At 59.1% G+C, this 16,938-nt stretch carries 13 protein-coding genes; 8 read left to right on the top strand and 5 right to left on the bottom strand.

The genetic code is table 11. The features are described 5' to 3' along the window. Positions 1-51: 51 nt before the first annotated feature. Together ACFC20_RS11220 and ACFC20_RS11215 are read right to left on the bottom strand one after the other, a co-directional pair. Complete coding sequence (locus ACFC20_RS11220) at positions 52-2,202, bottom strand: 3-hydroxyacyl-CoA dehydrogenase NAD-binding domain-containing protein (protein ID WP_375193093.1); 2,151 nt, start codon at positions 2,200-2,202, stop codon at positions 52-54. Positions 2,203-2,231: 29 nt separating this feature from the next. Then, entirely contained in the window at positions 2,232-3,440 is a 1,209-nt protein-coding gene (locus tag ACFC20_RS11215) for an acetyl-CoA C-acetyltransferase (RefSeq protein ID WP_375193092.1), read from the bottom strand. Between the two features lie 193 nt (positions 3,441-3,633). Between ACFC20_RS11215 and ACFC20_RS11210 the strand changes: the two genes are divergently transcribed. Further along, complete coding sequence (locus ACFC20_RS11210; protein ID WP_091992162.1) at positions 3,634-3,897, top strand: late competence development ComFB family protein; 264 nt, start codon at positions 3,634-3,636, stop codon at positions 3,895-3,897. A gap of 14 nt (positions 3,898-3,911) precedes the next feature. On the opposite strand, the gene ACFC20_RS11205 is transcribed toward ACFC20_RS11210, so the two are convergent. Continuing rightward, positions 3,912-6,374, bottom strand: coding sequence for a DUF349 domain-containing protein (locus ACFC20_RS11205; RefSeq protein ID WP_375193091.1), 2,463 nt, complete (start codon positions 6,372-6,374; stop codon positions 3,912-3,914). A 170-nt stretch (positions 6,375-6,544) separates the two neighbouring features. On the opposite strand from ACFC20_RS11205, the gene ACFC20_RS11200 reads away from it, so the two are divergent. After that, complete coding sequence (locus tag ACFC20_RS11200; RefSeq protein ID WP_091992164.1) at positions 6,545-7,015, top strand: regulatory protein RecX; 471 nt, start codon at positions 6,545-6,547, stop codon at positions 7,013-7,015. A gap of 14 nt (positions 7,016-7,029) precedes the next feature. Here the strand turns inward: ACFC20_RS11200 and mltF are convergent, their stop codons facing one another. Further along, positions 7,030-8,529 (bottom strand): membrane-bound lytic murein transglycosylase MltF, encoded by a 1,500-nt coding sequence (gene mltF, locus ACFC20_RS11195; RefSeq protein ID WP_375193090.1) that lies wholly within the window; start codon positions 8,527-8,529, stop codon positions 7,030-7,032. 348 nt (positions 8,530-8,877) lie between these two features. On the opposite strand from mltF, the gene purL reads away from it, so the two are divergent. Further along, entirely contained in the window at positions 8,878-12,783 is a 3,906-nt protein-coding gene (purL, locus tag ACFC20_RS11190) for a phosphoribosylformylglycinamidine synthase (protein ID WP_375193089.1), read from the top strand. A gap of 416 nt (positions 12,784-13,199) precedes the next feature. Further along, the gene (locus ACFC20_RS11185) at positions 13,200-13,517 is read left to right on the top strand and encodes an NGG1p interacting factor NIF3 (protein WP_375193088.1); all 318 of its coding nucleotides are present in this window, start codon (positions 13,200-13,202) and stop codon (positions 13,515-13,517) included. A gap of 12 nt (positions 13,518-13,529) precedes the next feature. Here ACFC20_RS11185 and ACFC20_RS11180 read toward each other — a convergent pair whose 3' ends face one another. Then, complete coding sequence (locus tag ACFC20_RS11180) at positions 13,530-14,075, bottom strand: NUDIX hydrolase (RefSeq protein ID WP_375193087.1); 546 nt, start codon at positions 14,073-14,075, stop codon at positions 13,530-13,532. Between the two features lie 97 nt (positions 14,076-14,172). Here ACFC20_RS11180 and ACFC20_RS11175 point away from each other — a divergent pair, with 97 nt between their 5' ends. The 4 genes from ACFC20_RS11175 to purT are packed head-to-tail and all read left to right on the top strand — an operon-like array spanning position 14,173 to position 16,692. Continuing rightward, positions 14,173-14,760: an NUDIX hydrolase gene (locus ACFC20_RS11175; RefSeq protein ID WP_375193086.1), complete on the top strand. Its 588-nt coding sequence runs from the start codon at positions 14,173-14,175 to the stop codon at positions 14,758-14,760. A gap of 1 nt (position 14,761) precedes the next feature. Next, the gene (locus tag ACFC20_RS11170; protein ID WP_375193085.1) at positions 14,762-15,295 is read left to right on the top strand and encodes a gamma carbonic anhydrase family protein; all 534 of its coding nucleotides are present in this window, start codon (positions 14,762-14,764) and stop codon (positions 15,293-15,295) included. After that, positions 15,292-15,480: a DUF1289 domain-containing protein gene (locus ACFC20_RS11165; protein WP_375193084.1), complete on the top strand. Its 189-nt coding sequence runs from the start codon at positions 15,292-15,294 to the stop codon at positions 15,478-15,480. Before ACFC20_RS11170 ends, ACFC20_RS11165 begins: the two co-directional genes overlap by 4 nt. Before the next feature lie 21 nt (positions 15,481-15,501). Further along, positions 15,502-16,692, top strand: coding sequence for a formate-dependent phosphoribosylglycinamide formyltransferase (gene purT / locus ACFC20_RS11160; protein ID WP_375193083.1), 1,191 nt, complete (start codon positions 15,502-15,504; stop codon positions 16,690-16,692). The last annotated feature ends 246 nt before the right edge of the window (positions 16,693-16,938 follow it).

Below are 16,938 nucleotides of genomic sequence, written 5' to 3'. Positions count from 1 at the left end.
GATCGGGACGTGCGGCGGGAAGCAGCTTTGGGGCGCACGGAGGTGCTCAGATCACGAGAAAGCCGTATTGCTTTCGGCCTTTTCCAGAAGCAGCCTGGGCGGCGCAAACCGCTCGCCGTAGGCGTCAGCCAGTTCTGCCGCGCGCTGGGCAAAGGCCCTGACACCGTACTGGTTGATGAACTGGATGGCGCCACCGGTCCAGGGGGCATAGCCAATCCCGAAAATACTGCCGATATTGGCATCTTCCACGGTTCTGAGAACGCCCTCTTCGAGACAGCGCACCGTCTCGATGGCCTGGATAAACAGTATCCGGTCTTTCAGTTCCTGCAACGGCACGGATCTGGCGGTTTCCGGGTTCACGAACAGCTGCTCCAGCTCGGGCCAGAGGTATTTCTTGCCGTTGGCGGGGTATTCATAGAAACCGGCGCCGGCGGCCTTACCCTTGCGGCCGTGCTCGTTCACCATGGCATCGATGATGGCTTCGGCCGGGTGCGGGTTCCAGGTACCGCCTGCGGCTTCGGTATCTTTCCGGCTCTGGTTACGGATGTGCTGCATGAGCGTCATGCTGACTTCATCAGAGATGGCCAGGGGGCCCACCGGCATGCCCGACAGCAATCCGGCATTTTCAATGCTGGCAGGGTGGATGCCCTCGCCCAGCATACAGATGCCTTCGTTGACGAACGTGCCGAATACCCGCGAGGTGAAGAAGCCACGACTGTCGTTGACCACAACCGGGATCTTGCCAATCTGCTGCACGTAATCGAACGAGCGCGCCAGGGTGTCATCGGAAGTCTTCTCGCCCACGATGATTTCCACCAGCTGCATCTTGTCCACCGGCGAGAAGAAATGCAGACCGATGAAATTCTCGGGTTTTGCCGACGCCTCTGCGAGCTGGGTGATGGGAATGGTGGACGTGTTGGACGCGAAGATTCCGTTAGTCACCAGTTTGGGCTCCGCTTCCTGGGTGACTCGGGCTTTCAGTTCGCTGTCCTCGAACACGGCTTCAATCACCAGATCACAGCCTTCAAGATCATCTGCGGAATCGGTGGGCCTGATGCGGTCCAGGACAGCGGCTTTCTGCTCTTCGGTCATCCGGCCCCGGCTGACCTTCTTGGCCAACAGTTTCTCGGAGTAGGCCTTGCCTTTCTCGGCATTTTCCAGGGATACATCTTTGAGAACCACGTCGATGCCTCGGGTCGCCGTGGAATAGGCAATACCCGCCCCCATCATGCCGGCACCGAGCACACCCACCTTGCGGAAGGTCTCTTTTTCAACGCCGTCCGGCCGGCTGCCCCCTGCCTTGATGGCATTGAGCTGGAACCAGAAGGTGCCGGTCATGTTCTTGGCTACCTGGCCAATGACCAGCTCGGCAAAGTACCGGGTCTCAATCAGGCTGCCGTTGTCGAAATCCACCTGGGCCCCTTCCACGGCAGCCGAGAGAATCCGCTCGGGCGCCGGGTAACAGCCCCGGGTTTTCTGCTTGAGCATGGCCGGGGCAATGGCCAGCTTCTGGGCCATGGCCGGGTGGTGGGGGGCACCGCCGGGAAACTTGAAGCCTTTCTGGTCCCAGGGTTGCTGACATTTCGGGTTGGCGTCGATAAACGTGCGGGCCCGGATCATCATGTCTTCTACCGAGTCGGCCAGCTCATCGACGATGCCGGCTTTCAGGCCCGCCTTTGGATTCACCTTCTTGCCTTCCATCAGGAAGGGGAAAGCCGCTTCCAGACCAATCATTCTTGGCAGCCGCTGGGTGCCGCCTCCGCCCGGTAACAGGCCCAGGGTCACTTCCGGCAACCCCAGTTGAATGCTGTCGTCATCCAGAACAATACGGTGATGACAGGCCAGCGCAATTTCCAGCCCGCCACCCAGGGCGGTGCCGTTGATGGCGGCGACGACCGGCTTTCCGGCGGTTTCCAGAAACCGCATGTCGGCTTTCAGGCCGTTGACCATGTCCTCAAAGGCCTGGGCATCATCACGAGTGACCTTGTGGAGCTCTTTGAGGTCGCCACCGGCAAAAAAGGTCTTCTTGGCAGACGCGATGATGACGCCCCGGATCTTGTCGAGATCGCCTTTTACCCGGGCCGTTGTCTCCGAAAGGGCGTCCCGGAAGGCAGCGTTCATGGTGTTGGCGGACTGGCCGGGCATATCGATGGTAAGAGTCAGAATCTGGTCTGACCCCAGGTCGTAACGAATGGCATTCATGTTCGGTTCTCCTTGAAACGTGATCGGGGTCAGATGCGCTCGATAATGGTGGCAATGCCCATGCCGCCGCCCACGCACAGGGTGGCCAGGCCATAGCGCAGTTCCCGCCGCTCGAGTTCGTCCAGCAGGGTACCGAGGATCATCGCGCCCGTGGCACCCAGCGGATGACCCATGGCGATGGCACCGCCATTCACGTTCACTTTGTCGTCGGGAACCGAGAGCTCCCGCTGGAAGCGCATCACCACCGAGGCGAAGGCCTCGTTCACTTCAAACAGATCGATCTGGTCGACGGTCATGCCGGCTTTAGCCAGAGCCTTGCGGGCGGCCGGGGCAGGGCCGGTGAGCATGATGGTGGGGTCGGTACTGGTAACCGCGGTCGCGACAATCCGGGCGCGGGGTGTCAGGCCCAGGGCCTTGCCCTTGGCTTCGCTCCCGATCAGCAGGGCGGTGGCGCCGTCAACAATGCCGGACGAATTGCCGGCGTGGTGCACGTGGTTGATTTTCTCTACATAGTGGTACTTCTCGCGTGCTACGCCGTCGAAGCCCATTTCTCCCATCATCTGGAACGAGGGCTTCAGGCCGGCTAGCGATTCCACGGTGGTATTACCGCGCACGTGTTCGTCACGATCAAGGATCACCACGCCATTCTGGTCACGGATCGGAATGATGGATTTTCCGAAGTAGCCCTTTTCCCAGGCATTGGCCGCCTTCTGCTGGGATTTCACGGCAAAGCCGTCGACATCTTCCCGGCTGAAGCCCTCGAGGGTGGCGATCAGGTCGGCGCCGATGCCCTGGGGCATAAAGCCGGTGTGCAGGTTGGTTTCCGGGTCGGTTGCCCAGGCGCCGCCATCGGAGCCCATGGGAACCCGGGACATGGCTTCTACGCCACCGGCAACCACGAGATCCTCCCAGCCGGAACGCACCTTCATGGCCGCGAGGTTGACCGCTTCAAGGCCAGACGCACAGAACCGGTTGAGGGTAACGCCGGCCACCTGTTCGTCCCAGTCGGCTGCCAGCGCAGCGGTTTTGGCAATGTCGGCACCCTGATCACCCACGGCGGTGACGCAGCCCATAACAATGTCGTCTACCTGCGCCGTATCCAGGCTGTTTCGCTCCTGCAGGGCGGTAAGTACCGTGGTGAGCAGGGTGATTGGCTTGACGCTGTGCAGGGAGCCGTCTTTCTTTCCGCGCCCCCTGGGCGTGCGGACCGCATCGAAGATGTACGCTTCGGTGGTCATGGTCTGTCCTCTGATTGTCGTTGTCCTGAAAGTGGATAACCTGTGTGATGCAACCATAGCCGGTTGCAGCGGCGCGGGGTAATGACGCCGGCTGCCAATCGCATTGACAAAATTGCTCAGGGTCCATGACAAGCTCCGCCGGGGCTTCTATGGTGATAGCAAGAGCGGTATGGATTCAGGGGGGGCGAGAGCCATGTCTCTGCGCGATGCGATCGACAATTTTTACGAACGCCTGGTGGTGGACGCAATAGACGCGACCCGGGAGGAGGCTGACACGGCGGACTTCCTGACGGACGTGATGTGCGTGGCTTTGAATCGGCTGCCAACGCGCTATTATCGCCATTCCATCGATATGATGTTCTATCTGGCTGACGATGAACTGAAGGAGATGAAGCGCAAATCCCTGGCCGCTGTGAAAGAGGCCAGGGCATTTGTCAGGGAACACCAGCGGGACTGACTGGCCTTGATCGATCAGCTCGGTTTGAGGCTGGCCACCGCTGAGCTGAGACGGGCTGCCAGGTCCGAGTCGGCGCTGTCCGATTGTCCCAGACACCAGGACGCGACCAGCGACTCGACCTCTTGCAGCGGATCGGCCTCATTGCCCGAGGCACCCATACCGTCTGCGAGGCGTTTAACCTGGATTTCCATGCGGCGTTGCTGGTCACTCTCGGGCGATGGGACGCCGCACAGGATTTCTGCCCGGATGACCAGTTCGGCCGGGCTTTCCACGCCAATCCCCTGTGCCAGTGACGGCCAGTGGTCTGGAATCTGCTCATTTACCGGCTCGCCGTTGGCGGCGGCTGTGATCAGCTTCTGCCAGGACACCACCTGATTCTGCAGGCGAAGGGTGGACAGCAGTGCCTTGACTCGCTGCTGCTCCTGCTGGACCTGCTCCCGAACAGTTCGTGAAACCGTCGATGTGTCGATAACGCGCAGTGTTGACAGGGCTTTGCTTGCAGATGCCTCGTCGTTGGCCACAGCCAGCCCGGCTGCCTCTTGCAGACGGGCTTGTGCCGCTTCGTCAGCGGCCCGGGCGGCTTCCTGCTGTTCACTGCGCTCGGCATCCCGACGGGCGAAGATCTGGTCGCAGGCCTTGCGGAATGCCTGCCACAACTTGCGGTCTTCCCGGTGCCGGGTAATGCCGATGGATTTCCACTCGGACTGCAGGGCCTTGGCCTGGTTCATGGCGTCCTGCAGTGGTTCGTGCTGCACCAGTGCCTCGGCCCGCTGCACGATGTCCTGCTTCAACTGCTCGTTGTTCAGACGCTCCTGATCCAGTGGCGCCTCCAGGCGTTTGAGAAGCTCATCGAAGCGCTTCTGCACCTGTCGGTTATCCCGGAACTCCACGGGCCAGGCTTCTTTCCATTCCTGCCTGGCGGTCTGGTGAATGCGCTCGGCCGCTTTCCAGTCCACGGACGACCAGTCGGCGTTGTCGAGGAAGGCTTCCAGTTGGTCGCAAATGGCGGTGCGCTTCTCCAGATTCGCCTGCTTTAGCCCGGATTTTGCGGAGAAGTAGGCCTTGCAGGGTTCGAAGGCACGATCCGATGCTGCCTTGAAGCGTGACCAGAGCGTGCGGTCGGAAGAACCGCCGAGTTCCCGCCACTCATTTTGCAGTTCCTTGATCCGTTCGGCTTTTGCCTCCGGGTCCATGGGCTGCTCGGCCAGATATTCCATCTGCTCACAGAGGGCGATTTGCTTGGGTTCGGTGGCAAAGCCCTGCCAGTCGCTCAGTTCCCTCAGTTGGCCATTAAGCAACTGCATTCGGGGCTGGAACGGTTTGCTTCGGCGCCCATCCAGCTCACGAAGTTGTTGCTGGGCAGCCTTGAACAGCTGTTTGGATTCCTTGAGCTGTTTCGCCTCAAGGGCGGTTTCCAGCTGCGCAATGGTGCGTTCCAGTCGTTCCACCAGGGCTTTCTGGCGCTCTGGGTTGTCGGAGGTGGTGCTCGTTGATGCGCGTTTGCCGGACAGTTGCCGCAGAGACGCCACAGGCTCGGGCTCGGGATAGCCGTCCGGCCAGTTGATTTCTTTCAACAGAATGCTGGCTCTGGCGCGCTGTTCGTCAGAGGCGCTTTCTCCGTTTGCCTGTGTGGCAGTAATGTGGCTGATTTCCTCCCGTGCCTGGGTGGCCCGTCTTACGGCGTTCACATAGTTGCGAAGCGTCAGCATGGAGGTCTCGTAGCTCTTTTGCTCCTGTTTTTCCACGGAGGTGTCGCGGGTGGCCTCCAGCCAGCGGTTCTCCTGGGTTTTCTGCAGCGCATCAAGGGATGCCAGGGAGGGCAGGGTGTCAGGCGTATGGCGTTTCAGCTCATCGAGTGTATCAGCCAGCAGGCTCAGGGTTTCTGCTCGCTGCGTTGCCTGGTCGCGCTGGCGCTGTTCGTCCTCCGCTGCCGATTGCATGGCAGCCAACCGCTCCCGGCAACGGTGGATCGCCTCCAGGAACGCCTGGGTCTGCTCGGGCGTGGCGTGCTTTTCCACCTCGGCCCACTGGTTAATCAGGGCATCCAGTCGCGCCTTGTAGAGTTTGGTGTCTTCGCTTTTGGCCTGCTCGCTGGCATGACTGATCAGGGTGGCGATGCTCTGGTGGATGTTGCCGAGCCGGGCCTGTTTTTCCCGGTGCGCCTGCAGGGCCAGTTTGACGGTCTGGTAAACGCCTTTGTCTTTGCCTTTTGCCCGCTTCTGCACGTCCTGCAGCGTATCGGGGTCGGACAGTCGGGCAGCCGCACTCTGGCGTATGTCTGCCGTGGCACCGTTTATGGCGAGTTCTGCGAGGTCTGCCTGTGAGGGTGAGCCATCCAGAATCCGAAGCTGTTCCTCGCGCTGGTCTGACCGCGACGGTTCCTGCTCGTCCGCTACGGGCGCCGGTGCACGTTTTCCAGTGCTGGGGGTTTCCGGTGTTTTTCTGGATCTGAACAGTTTCTGGATGAACGCGGCCATTAGAGTATCCTTCGGTATTGCAACCAGTTCACGGTGTCGGGCATGGTTTCGCCGCCACCGGCCATCGGCCCCGGAGAAGGGCCGGACAGTTCTGATCTGCCAGGGGCTGGTCAGTCAGTGAAAATCGCGGGTAGTCTAGCGTTTTGTGAGCATCAGCGGAAAGGGTCTGTATGGCAAAACCGGAAAATCAGGACGATCAGGAATACCGGGCCCGGTCGGCAGCGCTGAGGCTGCTGGCCCGGCGCGAGCATAGCCGGCTGGAACTGACCCTGAAATTGCGCCAGCGAAAGCTGCCAGGGGAGATTATTGAGGCGGTTCTGGATGAGTACGAGCAGGAGGGCTGGCTTGATGATGACCGGTTTGCGGATGTCTACGCCCGGCAGCGGATGGATCTGGGGTATGGTCCGCTCCGGATTCTCGGTGAACTCCAGCAGCGGGGTGTGCATCAAAGCCCGGAATGCCTTGAGGCCATGACCGACGAGGATTGGTGCCAACAGGCCATCAGCCTTCGCGAGAAGCGTTTCGGTCTGGCCAATCTCGCCGACGACTGGGACGAAAAAGTACGACAGGCGAGATTTCTGAGCCGTCGCGGCTACTCAGCCACCCAGGTAGAGAGGGCTCTGGAGGCTAGGGAGGACTGACGGGTTGGCCCGGGCTACAGCGTTGGCGGAATCATGCCGAGTTCACGGGGCAGGGCGGCGCGAAGTTCGCCCTCGGCAGCGCCGGTGTCCGGTTTGGCTTTTTCTGGGCCCTCAATCCGCACAAAACGCTCTGTTTGATCGGGTTCCGGCTCCAGGGGCGCGTTCAGCCTGGAGAGTACGTCGTAGTAACGCCGGATGTTCTGAACGTAGATGACCGGTTCGTGGCCTCGTGCATAGCCAAAGCGGGTTTTGCTGTACCACTCTTTCTGCGCCAGCAGGGGCAGAAATTCCTTCACGTCCATCCAGCGGTCCGGGTCCCGGCCCGCGCCCTCTGTTAGCCTCCTGGCGTCCTCCAGGTGGCCGAAACCAACGTTGTAGGAGGCCAGTGCGAACCAGGTGCGGTCCGGTTCTGGAATCCGCTCCGGAATTTTTTCGTGCACGATTCGAAAGTACTTGGCGCCGCCCTGAATGCTCTCCTCTGCATCCAGCCGGTTGTTGATGCCAATGTGGCTGGCGGTGTTTCGGGTCAGCATCATCAGGCCCCGTACACCCGTGGGTGAAACCGCATTGGGGCGCCAGTGGGATTCCTGGTAGCCAATGGCCGCGAGCAACCGCCAGTCCATGTTGAATGCTTCCGCATAGTCCCGGAACAGGTCCTCGTATTTCGGCAGCCGGTTTTCGACGTGGTGCATGAAGGTGCGTGCGCCAACGTAGTTCAGTCGATCCAGGTGGCCGTAGAAGCGTTCGGATATCTGTGCAAGGGTGCCATCGTTGCTTTTTTGTTCGAAGAACGCTTTGACGGCATTGCTCAGGGAGTTGTCTTGGGTCGCCGGGAAGAACCACGCCAGGTCGGTGGTGTCACCCACCGCAAACGCTTCTTTCACCATCGGGAAGAACACGTGGTTCAGATCGAGCTCGTTGGACGAGACCATGGCATAGGGGAATTCGCCACTTTCGACCCGCGCCAGGACTCCCGCTGCGTCGAGTCCCGAATGAACCTGCCACTGGAGACCTTCGTGGGCCTGCCTCGCCGTACTGAGCCGGAACTCGTGATTGCTGTCGGCGGCAACGTGGATGGTTTTCCCGGCCAGCTCTGCCAGGGATTCCGGGCGGTCAAGCTCACGGTGGTACACCAGCATGGATTGAGCGGCAATGCCAATGGAAACGGTCTTGTAGCGGCCCTCCAGGGCGGGCTGTGGTGACAGGCCGGCCATACCGATGTGAGCGAAGTTCTTGTCGAGGACCGAGAGGATTTCGGTGTTGTCGCTGGCCACTCGTACCCGCAGCTCCACGCCCAGCTCGTCGGCGAGCAGTTTGGCGAGCTCGTAGTCGTAACCGCTGGGTCCGTCCTGGCCTTCTATATAGATGGAGGGAGACTGCCGTGTGATGACGTGGAGAACGCCTTCGTCCCGAATCTCCTGCAGCGTGGAGGGTTGGGAGCACCCGGCCACGACCAGCACGGCACACAGCGAAACCAGCGCCTTGTGTGGAGCATGTTTGATGGCAGTGAGCATTCTGGACAAATCCCTGATCTCCGGTACGGCTGGAACGTCTCGCTACGTGCGCCCTGACGGGGCACTATTTGCGGGCACTTTGCAGGCGCGAATTGCGCGCCGGCTACGGGGTAGATAACCCGCTTGCCTGACTATCGGATACGCAAAACTCCCTTTTGCGTTTCACAATGATCCTTCCTGACGCATGGTCGGTCAATAAATCTGCTCAATTAATATGCAAAATAATGTCAATTCGACGGCGTGTGAATAATCCTTTCCGCGCTGTATCCCGGCCTGCCTTTCGAGTATCATGGCGGCCTTTCAGAATGCACCCGGATTTCCCCGTTACGCGCGATACAGGTTGATATCATGCTTGAACTTCGCGGCGCTCCCGCGCTCTCGCCTTTCCGCTCCCGCAAGCTGCACTCCCGGATTCAGGATATCGTGCCTGAAGTCGAACACATCTACGCCGAGTTCATGCACTTCGTCGATCTGGAGGCTGATCTCTCGGATGCGGAACAGGCTATTCTCGATCGTCTGCTGACCTATGGTCCGAGTGTACCGGTTGAAGAGCCGGATGGCGTACTGTTTCTTGTGGTCCCGCGGCCGGGCACCCTCTCGCCCTGGTCGAGCAAGGCGACGGATATCGCCCGTAACTGCGGGCTTCGGCAGATTCACCGTATTGAGCGCGGTACGGCTTTCTATGTGCGTTCCGGCTGCAAACTGGGTCTGGAACAGCGCGAAAAGATAGCGGCGTTGTTACACGATCGGATGACCCAGAAAGTGTTTCACGAGATGGGCGGGGCAGAGCTTCTGTTCAGCCATGAGGAGCCCCGCCCGCTGGGTCGCGTACCGGTACTGGCAGGCGGTCGTACCGCCCTGGTGGAAGCCAATGCGCGGCTGGGCCTGGCGCTGGCGGAAGACGAAATCGATTATCTGGTCAAATCCTTCACTGACCTCGAGCGCGACCCCACCGACGTAGAGCTCATGATGTTTGCCCAGGCAAACTCCGAGCACTGTCGGCACAAGATTTTCAACGCCTCCTGGGACATCGATGGTGAGGGCCAGGAAAAATCCCTGTTCGCGATGATCCGCAACACGTTTGAGATGAACAGCGAGGGCGTGCTGTCGGCTTACAAGGACAACGCTTCGGTGATCCGCGGGAGCCGTGGCGGTCGGTTCTTCCCGGATCCGGACACCGGCGTCTACGGTTACAATCAGGAAGATATTCACATCCTGATGAAGGTGGAAACCCACAACCACCCCACGGCGATCGCACCGGCATCCGGTGCCGCCACCGGTTCCGGGGGCGAGATCCGGGACGAGGGCGCAACCGGTCGTGGGTCCAAACCCAAGGCGGGCCTGACCGGATTCACTGTTTCCAACCTGAATCTGCCGGACGATGCCCAGCCCTGGGAGATCAACTACGGCAAGCCAGAGCGGATTGCCTCCGCGCTCGATATCATGATCGAGGGGCCCATAGGCGGTGCCGCGTTTAACAACGAATTTGGCCGGCCAAACCTGGCGGGTTACTTCCGCACCTTTGAAGAAAAGGTGCCCGGCGCTGCCGGTGAGGAAGTGCGGGGCTACCACAAGCCGATCATGATCGCCGGCGGTCTTGGCAATATCCGCGAAGAACACGTGGAGAAGGGCAACATCCCGGTGGGCGCCAAGCTCATCGTGCTGGGTGGCCCCTCCATGCTCATCGGGCTGGGCGGCGGTGCTGCATCGTCCATGGATTCAGGTTCCAGTCATGAAAACCTGGACTTCGCTTCCGTGCAGCGCGATAACCCCGAGATGGAGCGCCGCTGCCAGGAAGTGATTGATCGCTGCTGGCAGATGGGTGACAGCAACCCGATCGCCTTTATTCACGACGTTGGCGCCGGTGGTTTGTCCAATGCCATGCCGGAGCTTGTCAAGGACGGCGGCCGGGGCGGTAAATTCGAGCTCCGTGATATTCCCAGTGACGAGCCGGGCATGTCGCCTCTGGAAATCTGGTGCAACGAGTCACAGGAACGTTACGTACTTGCGGTTGCGGCTGAAAACCTTGATCTGTTTGACGCACTGTGTCGTCGCGAGCGCTGCCCCTATGCAGTGATTGGCGAGGCAACCGAGGCCCATCACCTGGAGCTCGGCGATTCCTATTTTGATGACAAGCCGGTCGATCTTCCGATGGAGGTGCTGTTCGGCAAGCCGCCGCGGATGCACCGGAGCATCACGCGAGCGTCGTTCACCAAGCCGATCTTCGACTCCACGAAGATTGATCTCCACGATGCCATTCGGCGGGTTTTGCGCCTGCCATCGGTTGGCTCCAAGAGCTTTCTGATTACCATTGGCGACCGCACCATCACAGGCCTGGTGGCACGCGATCAGATGGTCGGGCCCTGGCAGGTGCCGGTGGCGGATGTGGCGGTAACGGCCAGCTCCTTCGATGTTCGTACCGGTGAAGCCATGGCCATGGGCGAGCGCACGCCGGTTGCGACCATTGATGCACCCGCGTCTGGTCGTATGGCGGTGGGCGAGGTCATCACCAACCTGGCGGCGGCGCCCATCGGCAAACTTTCCGATATTCGTTTGTCGGCGAACTGGATGGCTGCTGCCGGTCACCCGGGTGAAGATGAAAACCTCTATGAGACCGTGCGGGCAGTCGGTATGGAGCTGTGTCCGGCCCTGGGTATCACCATTCCTGTGGGTAAGGACTCCATGTCCATGAAGACCGTCTGGGAAGAAGACAACGGCGAGCAGAAAAGTGTGACGGCGCCTTTGTCACTGATCGTCAGCGGCTTTGCACCGGTAACCGACGTGGCTCGAACCCTTACCCCGCAGCTGGCAACGGATGCCGGGGAAACGGATCTGATTCTCGTGGACCTGGCGGCGGGCCAGAATCGTCTTGGTGGTTCTGCGCTGGCTCAGGTGTACCGCCAGGTTGGCGCGGTGGCGCCCGATCTTGATGACCCGGAAGACATCAAAGCGTTTTTTGCCGTCATCCAGGGACTCAATGCCGATGGCAAGCTCCTGGCATACCATGACCGCTCGGACGGCGGTCTGTTCGTGACCCTTGCAGAGATGTGCTTTGCCGGGCGTTGCGGTGCAGATATCAAGCTGGATGGTCTGGCGGAAGACCAGAGCCAGTTCGCGCGGGAGCTGTTCAACGAGGAACTCGGAGCGGTTATCCAGGTGCGTCGGGAAGACACAGGCTTTGTTCTGCAGCAGTTCTCTGCGGCCGGTCTCGGTGATCACATCAGTGTGATCGGCAGTCCGAACGAATCGGATCGCCTGCGGCTGAGTTTTGAAGGCGCGGCGGTGGTCGATGAGTCGAGAGTCGAGCTCCAGCGTCTCTGGGCCGAAACCAGCTACCGGGTCCAGTCGCTCCGGGACAATGCCGACTGCGCCCGGGAAGAATTCGACAACCTGCTGGACACCAGCGACCCCGGTTTGCAGGCGCAATTGTCCTACGACATTAATGAAGACGTTGCTGCTCCCTATATCAACAAGGGCGCCCGTCCGAAAGTGGCGGTTCTCAGGGAGCAGGGGGTCAATGGCCAGGTCGAGATGGCTGCGGCCTTTGATCGTGCCGGTTTTGACTCGGTGGATGTTCACATGAGCGACCTGTTGTCCGGTCGCGTCACTCTCGATCACTTCAACAGCCTTGTGGCCTGTGGCGGCTTCTCTTTCGGCGATGTGCTCGGTGCCGGCGAGGGCTGGGCAAAATCCATCCTGTTCAGCGACCGTGTTCGGGACCAGTTTGCCGCCTTCTTCAACCGTCAGGACACATTGGCGCTCGGGGTATGCAACGGGTGCCAGATGCTTTCGAACCTTCACGAACTGATCCCCGGGAGCGAGGGCTGGCCTCGCTTTGTTCGCAACCAGTCAGAGCAGTTTGAGGCGCGGCTGGTCATGGTGGAAGTTCTGCCGTCACCGTCGGCGTTCATGGATGGTATGGCCGGGTCTCGCATGCCGATTGCGGTTGCGCACGGTGAGGGGCGGGTAGAGTTTGCCAGCGGTACGTCCGCATCCAGCCTGGCCGAGAATGAGCTGGTGGCCCTGCGCTATGTCGACAACCGCGGTGCGGCTACCGTTCGCTATCCCTATAATCCGAACGGTTCCGAAGGCGGTATCACCGGTGTTACCACTCGCGATGGCCGGGTTACCATCATGATGCCGCATCCAGAACGGGTATTCAGAGCCGTGCAGCATTCCTGGCGGCCCTCGGACTGGCAAGAGGACGGTCCCTGGATGCGTATGTTCAGAAATGCGAGGCGCTGGTTCGGCTGATTTCCGGCGACTTTACAGGGCCGGTTTCGGGAGCATGTCTTTCAGGCGTGAATTCCGGAACCGGCCTTTTTGTTTCTGTGCCCATTATTTGTGCGACTGTCGGGGTGAAATTTCTCGGAAAGTGGCAAAAAAATCCTTGACTCACTAAGTTTATGCACATTCCTGGTGCCTTTCTGTTTGTTCTGTGAGCAAAGCTCTGGGTTTCGGTTCAACTTTTGTTCAATGCTTGTAAGGTATTGAAAAATAAAACAATTGCGAGAAAGGTGATTTTGTCGCCAATTTGAGAGAAGTGCAGTGATTACGGGGTTCGGGGCGCTGTTCCCAAAAACTTTCCCCAGAGTTATCCACAGTTTCTGTGGGTAAGTGGCTAAGCCATTAATCTGTACAAAAAATATCCGCTATGAGGGAGGTTTTCGATGTATAAGATGTGCTATTTCGTCCCCTCCAGCCACCTGGATGAAACCAAGCAGGCCCTTTTTGAGGCAGGTGCAGGTCGCATTGGGGATTACGATAGCTGTGCCTGGCAATGCCTTGGGGAAGGCCAGTTTCGACCTCTGGCAGGAAGCGACCCGTTTCTTGGCAAAACCGGAGAGCTGGAACGTGTGGAAGAATACAAGGTAGAGCTGGTGTGTGAGGATCGGCTGATACACGACGCCCTGGCAGCGCTGAAGCGGTCGCACCCTTACGAAGAGCCTGCCTATGAGATCTACCGGATGGAAGACATCCAGGGATAGAGGCCCGTCTGGTCAGTCCCGGCCCATGGGGCGGCGAATATCGCTTACGTGTACGCCGAAGGATTCTTGCGCGAGGTCAGTCAGGAACAGCTCCAGCGTGCGTTTGACCGTCGGGAAGGAAATCTCGTTCCAGGGAATGTCATCCACGTCGAACAGTCTGGACTCAAGGGATTCCTCGCCGGCGCCAAACTGGCCATCCTTCAGGGTGGCGCGATAGAACATGTGCACCTGATTGATGTGGGGGACATCAATGATCGAATACAGGCCCTCGATATTAACTTCGGCCAGGGCTTCTTCCCGGGTTTCCCGCTCGGCAGCTTCGATCGTGGTTTCCGCGTTTTCCATGAATCCGGCCGGCAAAGTCCAGTAGCCATAGCGGGGCTCAATGGCTCGTCGGCATAGCAGAATCCGGCCTTCCCAGACGGGTACGGTTCCGGCGACAATCCTCGGGTTCTGGTAATGTATGGTATTGCAGCTTGTACAAACATAGCGGTGCCGGTTATCGCCTTCAGGGATGCGTTGCTCAACCGGTTGGCCGCATGTGCTGCAGTACTTCATGTTTTTCCCCGTATACTGAAATTGGTTTGGTAGTCAGTTTAACGATCCCGGCTGCCTCTGTCTCATCCAAGATACAGCTGTACCCTGGAGATACGATTTGCGTGATTTACTTGCCGAGAGGCTCGCTGGCTATGCACCCCGTCAGTTGGCTCTCGATTACCCTGAAGCCGGCATTCTGGTGCCGGTGACTGACAATCCGGGTAACCCGGAGATGGTGTTTACGCTGAGATCGGAAAATTTGAGCACCCATCGTGGTCAGGTGGCCTACCCGGGAGGCAAGCGCGACCCCGAAGATCCATCCCTGGCGGCAACCGCGCTCCGGGAAACCCACGAAGAAATTGGTCTGCCGCCAGACCAGGTCCAGATCATCGCACCCCTGAGTCAGGTGATGTCCCGCTACGGAATACTGGTGACGCCGTACGTTGGCGTGATCCCTGGCGATCATCCGCTGGAACCCAATCCACACGAAATTGACAGCGTCTTCAAGGTACCGCTGTCATTCTTCCTGGAAGACCGTCGGGAACGGACCGATGCCCTGAATTTTCTCAACCACACATTCTATGTGCCCTGTTACCGATGGGAGCGATATGAAATCTGGGGGCTTTCGGCGGTGGTTCTGGTCGATTTCATGAACGCTGTGTACGATGCCGGGATAGATTTGCTCGAACCTCCTGGAGGAGATTGATGTGTTTTACCAGTTGAACGATCAAACGCCGGAGCTTGAGGGCGATGGGCATTTTGTTGCCGAAAATGCCTCGGTGATCGGGCGGGTGCGCCTGATGGACAAAGCCAGTGTCTGGTTCAATGCGGTTATCCGGGGTGACAATGAGCTCATTCTGGTGGGCCCGGAATCCAACATCCAGGACGGATCCGTTCTCCACACCGACCCGGGCATGCCGCTCACTCTGGGGCGTGGCGTCACGGTCGGGCACAAGGTCATGCTGCACGGCTGCGAGATCGGCGATTACTCGCTGATCGGTATCAACGCGGTGGTTCTCAACGGCGCGAAAATTGGCAAGCACTGTCTGATCGGCGCCAATGCGCTTATCCCGGAAGGCATGGAAGTGCCGGACGGTTCACTAGTGGTTGGCTCTCCGGCGAAAATCAAGCGCGAGCTCAATGATAATCAGAAGAAAATGCTGGAAATGAGCGCTCAGCATTACGTGCAGAATGCCCAGCGATATCGGAACGAACTGAAACCCTGTGAGCCCCGTACATGAGCGTTGCCGATAAAGTTCGCTCACCCTGTGTGAGCATCTGTTGTCTGGATGAAAACGATATCTGCATTGGATGCCATCGAAGTGGTGATGAAATCACTCGATGGAGCCAGTTGAATAATGACGAAAGGCTGGACGTGCTCAAAAAGGTTGCCGAGCGCGAACAGAAGTCCCTGATTCAGAGTTGATTCGAAAGGCGCTGGTAAACCATGACAGAAACGGTTCGAATTGGAACCCCTTTGAAGGGGAATGCGTTCAAGGTGCTTTTTTGCGGTTCCGGAGAGCTTGGCAAGGAAGTGGTGATTGAGCTTCAGCGGTACGGCGTTGAGGTCATTGCTGTTGACCGCTATGCGGATGCTCCGGCCATGCAGGTTGCGCACAGGAGTCATGTCATCGACATGCTCGACGGAGCAAGCTTGCGCCGAATCATTGAGCAGGAGAATCCGGATCTGGTTGTTCCGGAGATCGAAGCCATTGCAACGCCGGAGCTGGTCAAGCTGGAAGAAGAGGGGTTTCGCGTGGTGCCAACGGCCCGGGCGGTGAATCTCACCATGAATCGGGAAGGCATACGACGGCTGGCCGCGGAAGAGCTCGGGTTGCCTACATCTCCATACCGTTTTGCTGGAAGCCGGGAAGAATACCTCGCCGCCGTAGAGGAGGTGGGGCTGCCTCTGGTGGTCAAGCCGGTGATGAGCTCATCTGGAAAGGGCCAGTCAACGGTTCGGACCGAGGCGGATATCGAACCGGCCTGGGAATACGCGCAATCTGGCGGCCGAGCAGGCAAGGGTCGGGTTATCGTGGAAGGCTTTGTTGATTTCGACTACGAGATTACTCTCCTTACCGTGAAGCATCGTGACGGTGTGTCTTTCTGTGAGCCAATAGGACACAGGCAGGAAGACGGCGATTACCGGGAATCCTGGCAGCCCCAGCCGATGGCACCACTGGCGTACCAACGCTCTGCTGAGATCGCAAGAGCGGTCGTCGAGAATCTTGGGGGCTATGGAATCTACGGTGTCGAGCTGTTCGTCAAGGAAGACAACGTATGGTTTTCAGAGGTGTCGCCAAGGCCTCACGACACCGGGCTGGTCACGCTGGTTTCCCAGGATCTGTCGGAGTTTGCGTTGCACGCACGGGCCATCCTCGGGCTCCCGATTCCGACCATCCGACAGAACGGTCCGTCTGCTTCTGCCGTGATCCTGCCTGAAGGCGATTCGGCAGAAGTCGCATACTCGGGCCTTGAGGTCGCGCTTGCGCAACCCGACACCCAGTTGCGCCTTTTTGGTAAGCCTGAGCTGAAAGGTCGTCGCAGGATGGGGGTGGCGCTCGCAAAGGGGGCGTCCCTGGATGAAGCGAGATCGATGGCGCGAAAAGTTGCAGACGCGGTGAAAGTGGACATCTAGAGGGCAGGAACGGGGCCGGAAGAAAAAAGTTGAATTGCCCCGTTGACTCCTTCGTGGAGGTCTGTAGAATGCGCATCTCCTTCGGGTGATGAGGCCAGAAAACAGGCTCTTCACCAGCGAGGCAACCGCTTGAAAATATTGAAGAAACCGAGCAATCAAATTCTTCAAATAAACGGTTGACAAGGCGGCGCAACGATGTAGAATACGCGGCCTTGATTGAGCAGAGGCTCAACGCTCTTTAAAAAG

The sequence above is a fragment of the Marinobacter sp. genome, from assembly GCF_041984545.1.
Lineage (GTDB): Bacteria > Pseudomonadota > Gammaproteobacteria > Pseudomonadales > Oleiphilaceae > Marinobacter.
Note: the sequence above shows the minus strand (reverse complement) of the source record. Positions and strands in the feature narration are given on the sequence as shown.

Bases quoted from the DNA above. Each gene is read 5' to 3' on its own strand.
- ACFC20_RS11205 (WP_375193091.1), bottom strand. From the start codon at position 6,374: ATGGCCGCGTTCATCCAGAAACTGTTCAGATCCAGAAAAACACCGGAA.
- ACFC20_RS11215 (WP_375193092.1), bottom strand. From the start codon at position 3,440: ATGACCACCGAAGCGTACATCTTCGATGCGGTCCGCACGCCCAGGGGG.
- purL (WP_375193089.1), top strand. From the start codon at position 8,878: ATGCTTGAACTTCGCGGCGCTCCCGCGCTCTCGCCTTTCCGCTCCCGC.
- ACFC20_RS11165 (WP_375193084.1), top strand. From the start codon at position 15,292: ATGAGCGTTGCCGATAAAGTTCGCTCACCCTGTGTGAGCATCTGTTGT.
- purT (WP_375193083.1), top strand. From the start codon at position 15,502: ATGACAGAAACGGTTCGAATTGGAACCCCTTTGAAGGGGAATGCGTTC.
- ACFC20_RS11180 (WP_375193087.1), bottom strand. From the start codon at position 14,075: ATGAAGTACTGCAGCACATGCGGCCAACCGGTTGAGCAACGCATCCCT.
- ACFC20_RS11220 (WP_375193093.1), bottom strand. From the start codon at position 2,202: ATGAATGCCATTCGTTACGACCTGGGGTCAGACCAGATTCTGACTCTT.
- ACFC20_RS11200 (WP_091992164.1), top strand. From the start codon at position 6,545: ATGGCAAAACCGGAAAATCAGGACGATCAGGAATACCGGGCCCGGTCG.
- ACFC20_RS11210 (WP_091992162.1), top strand. From the start codon at position 3,634: ATGTCTCTGCGCGATGCGATCGACAATTTTTACGAACGCCTGGTGGTG.
- ACFC20_RS11185 (WP_375193088.1), top strand. From the start codon at position 13,200: ATGTATAAGATGTGCTATTTCGTCCCCTCCAGCCACCTGGATGAAACC.
- mltF (WP_375193090.1), bottom strand. From the start codon at position 8,529: ATGCTCACTGCCATCAAACATGCTCCACACAAGGCGCTGGTTTCGCTG.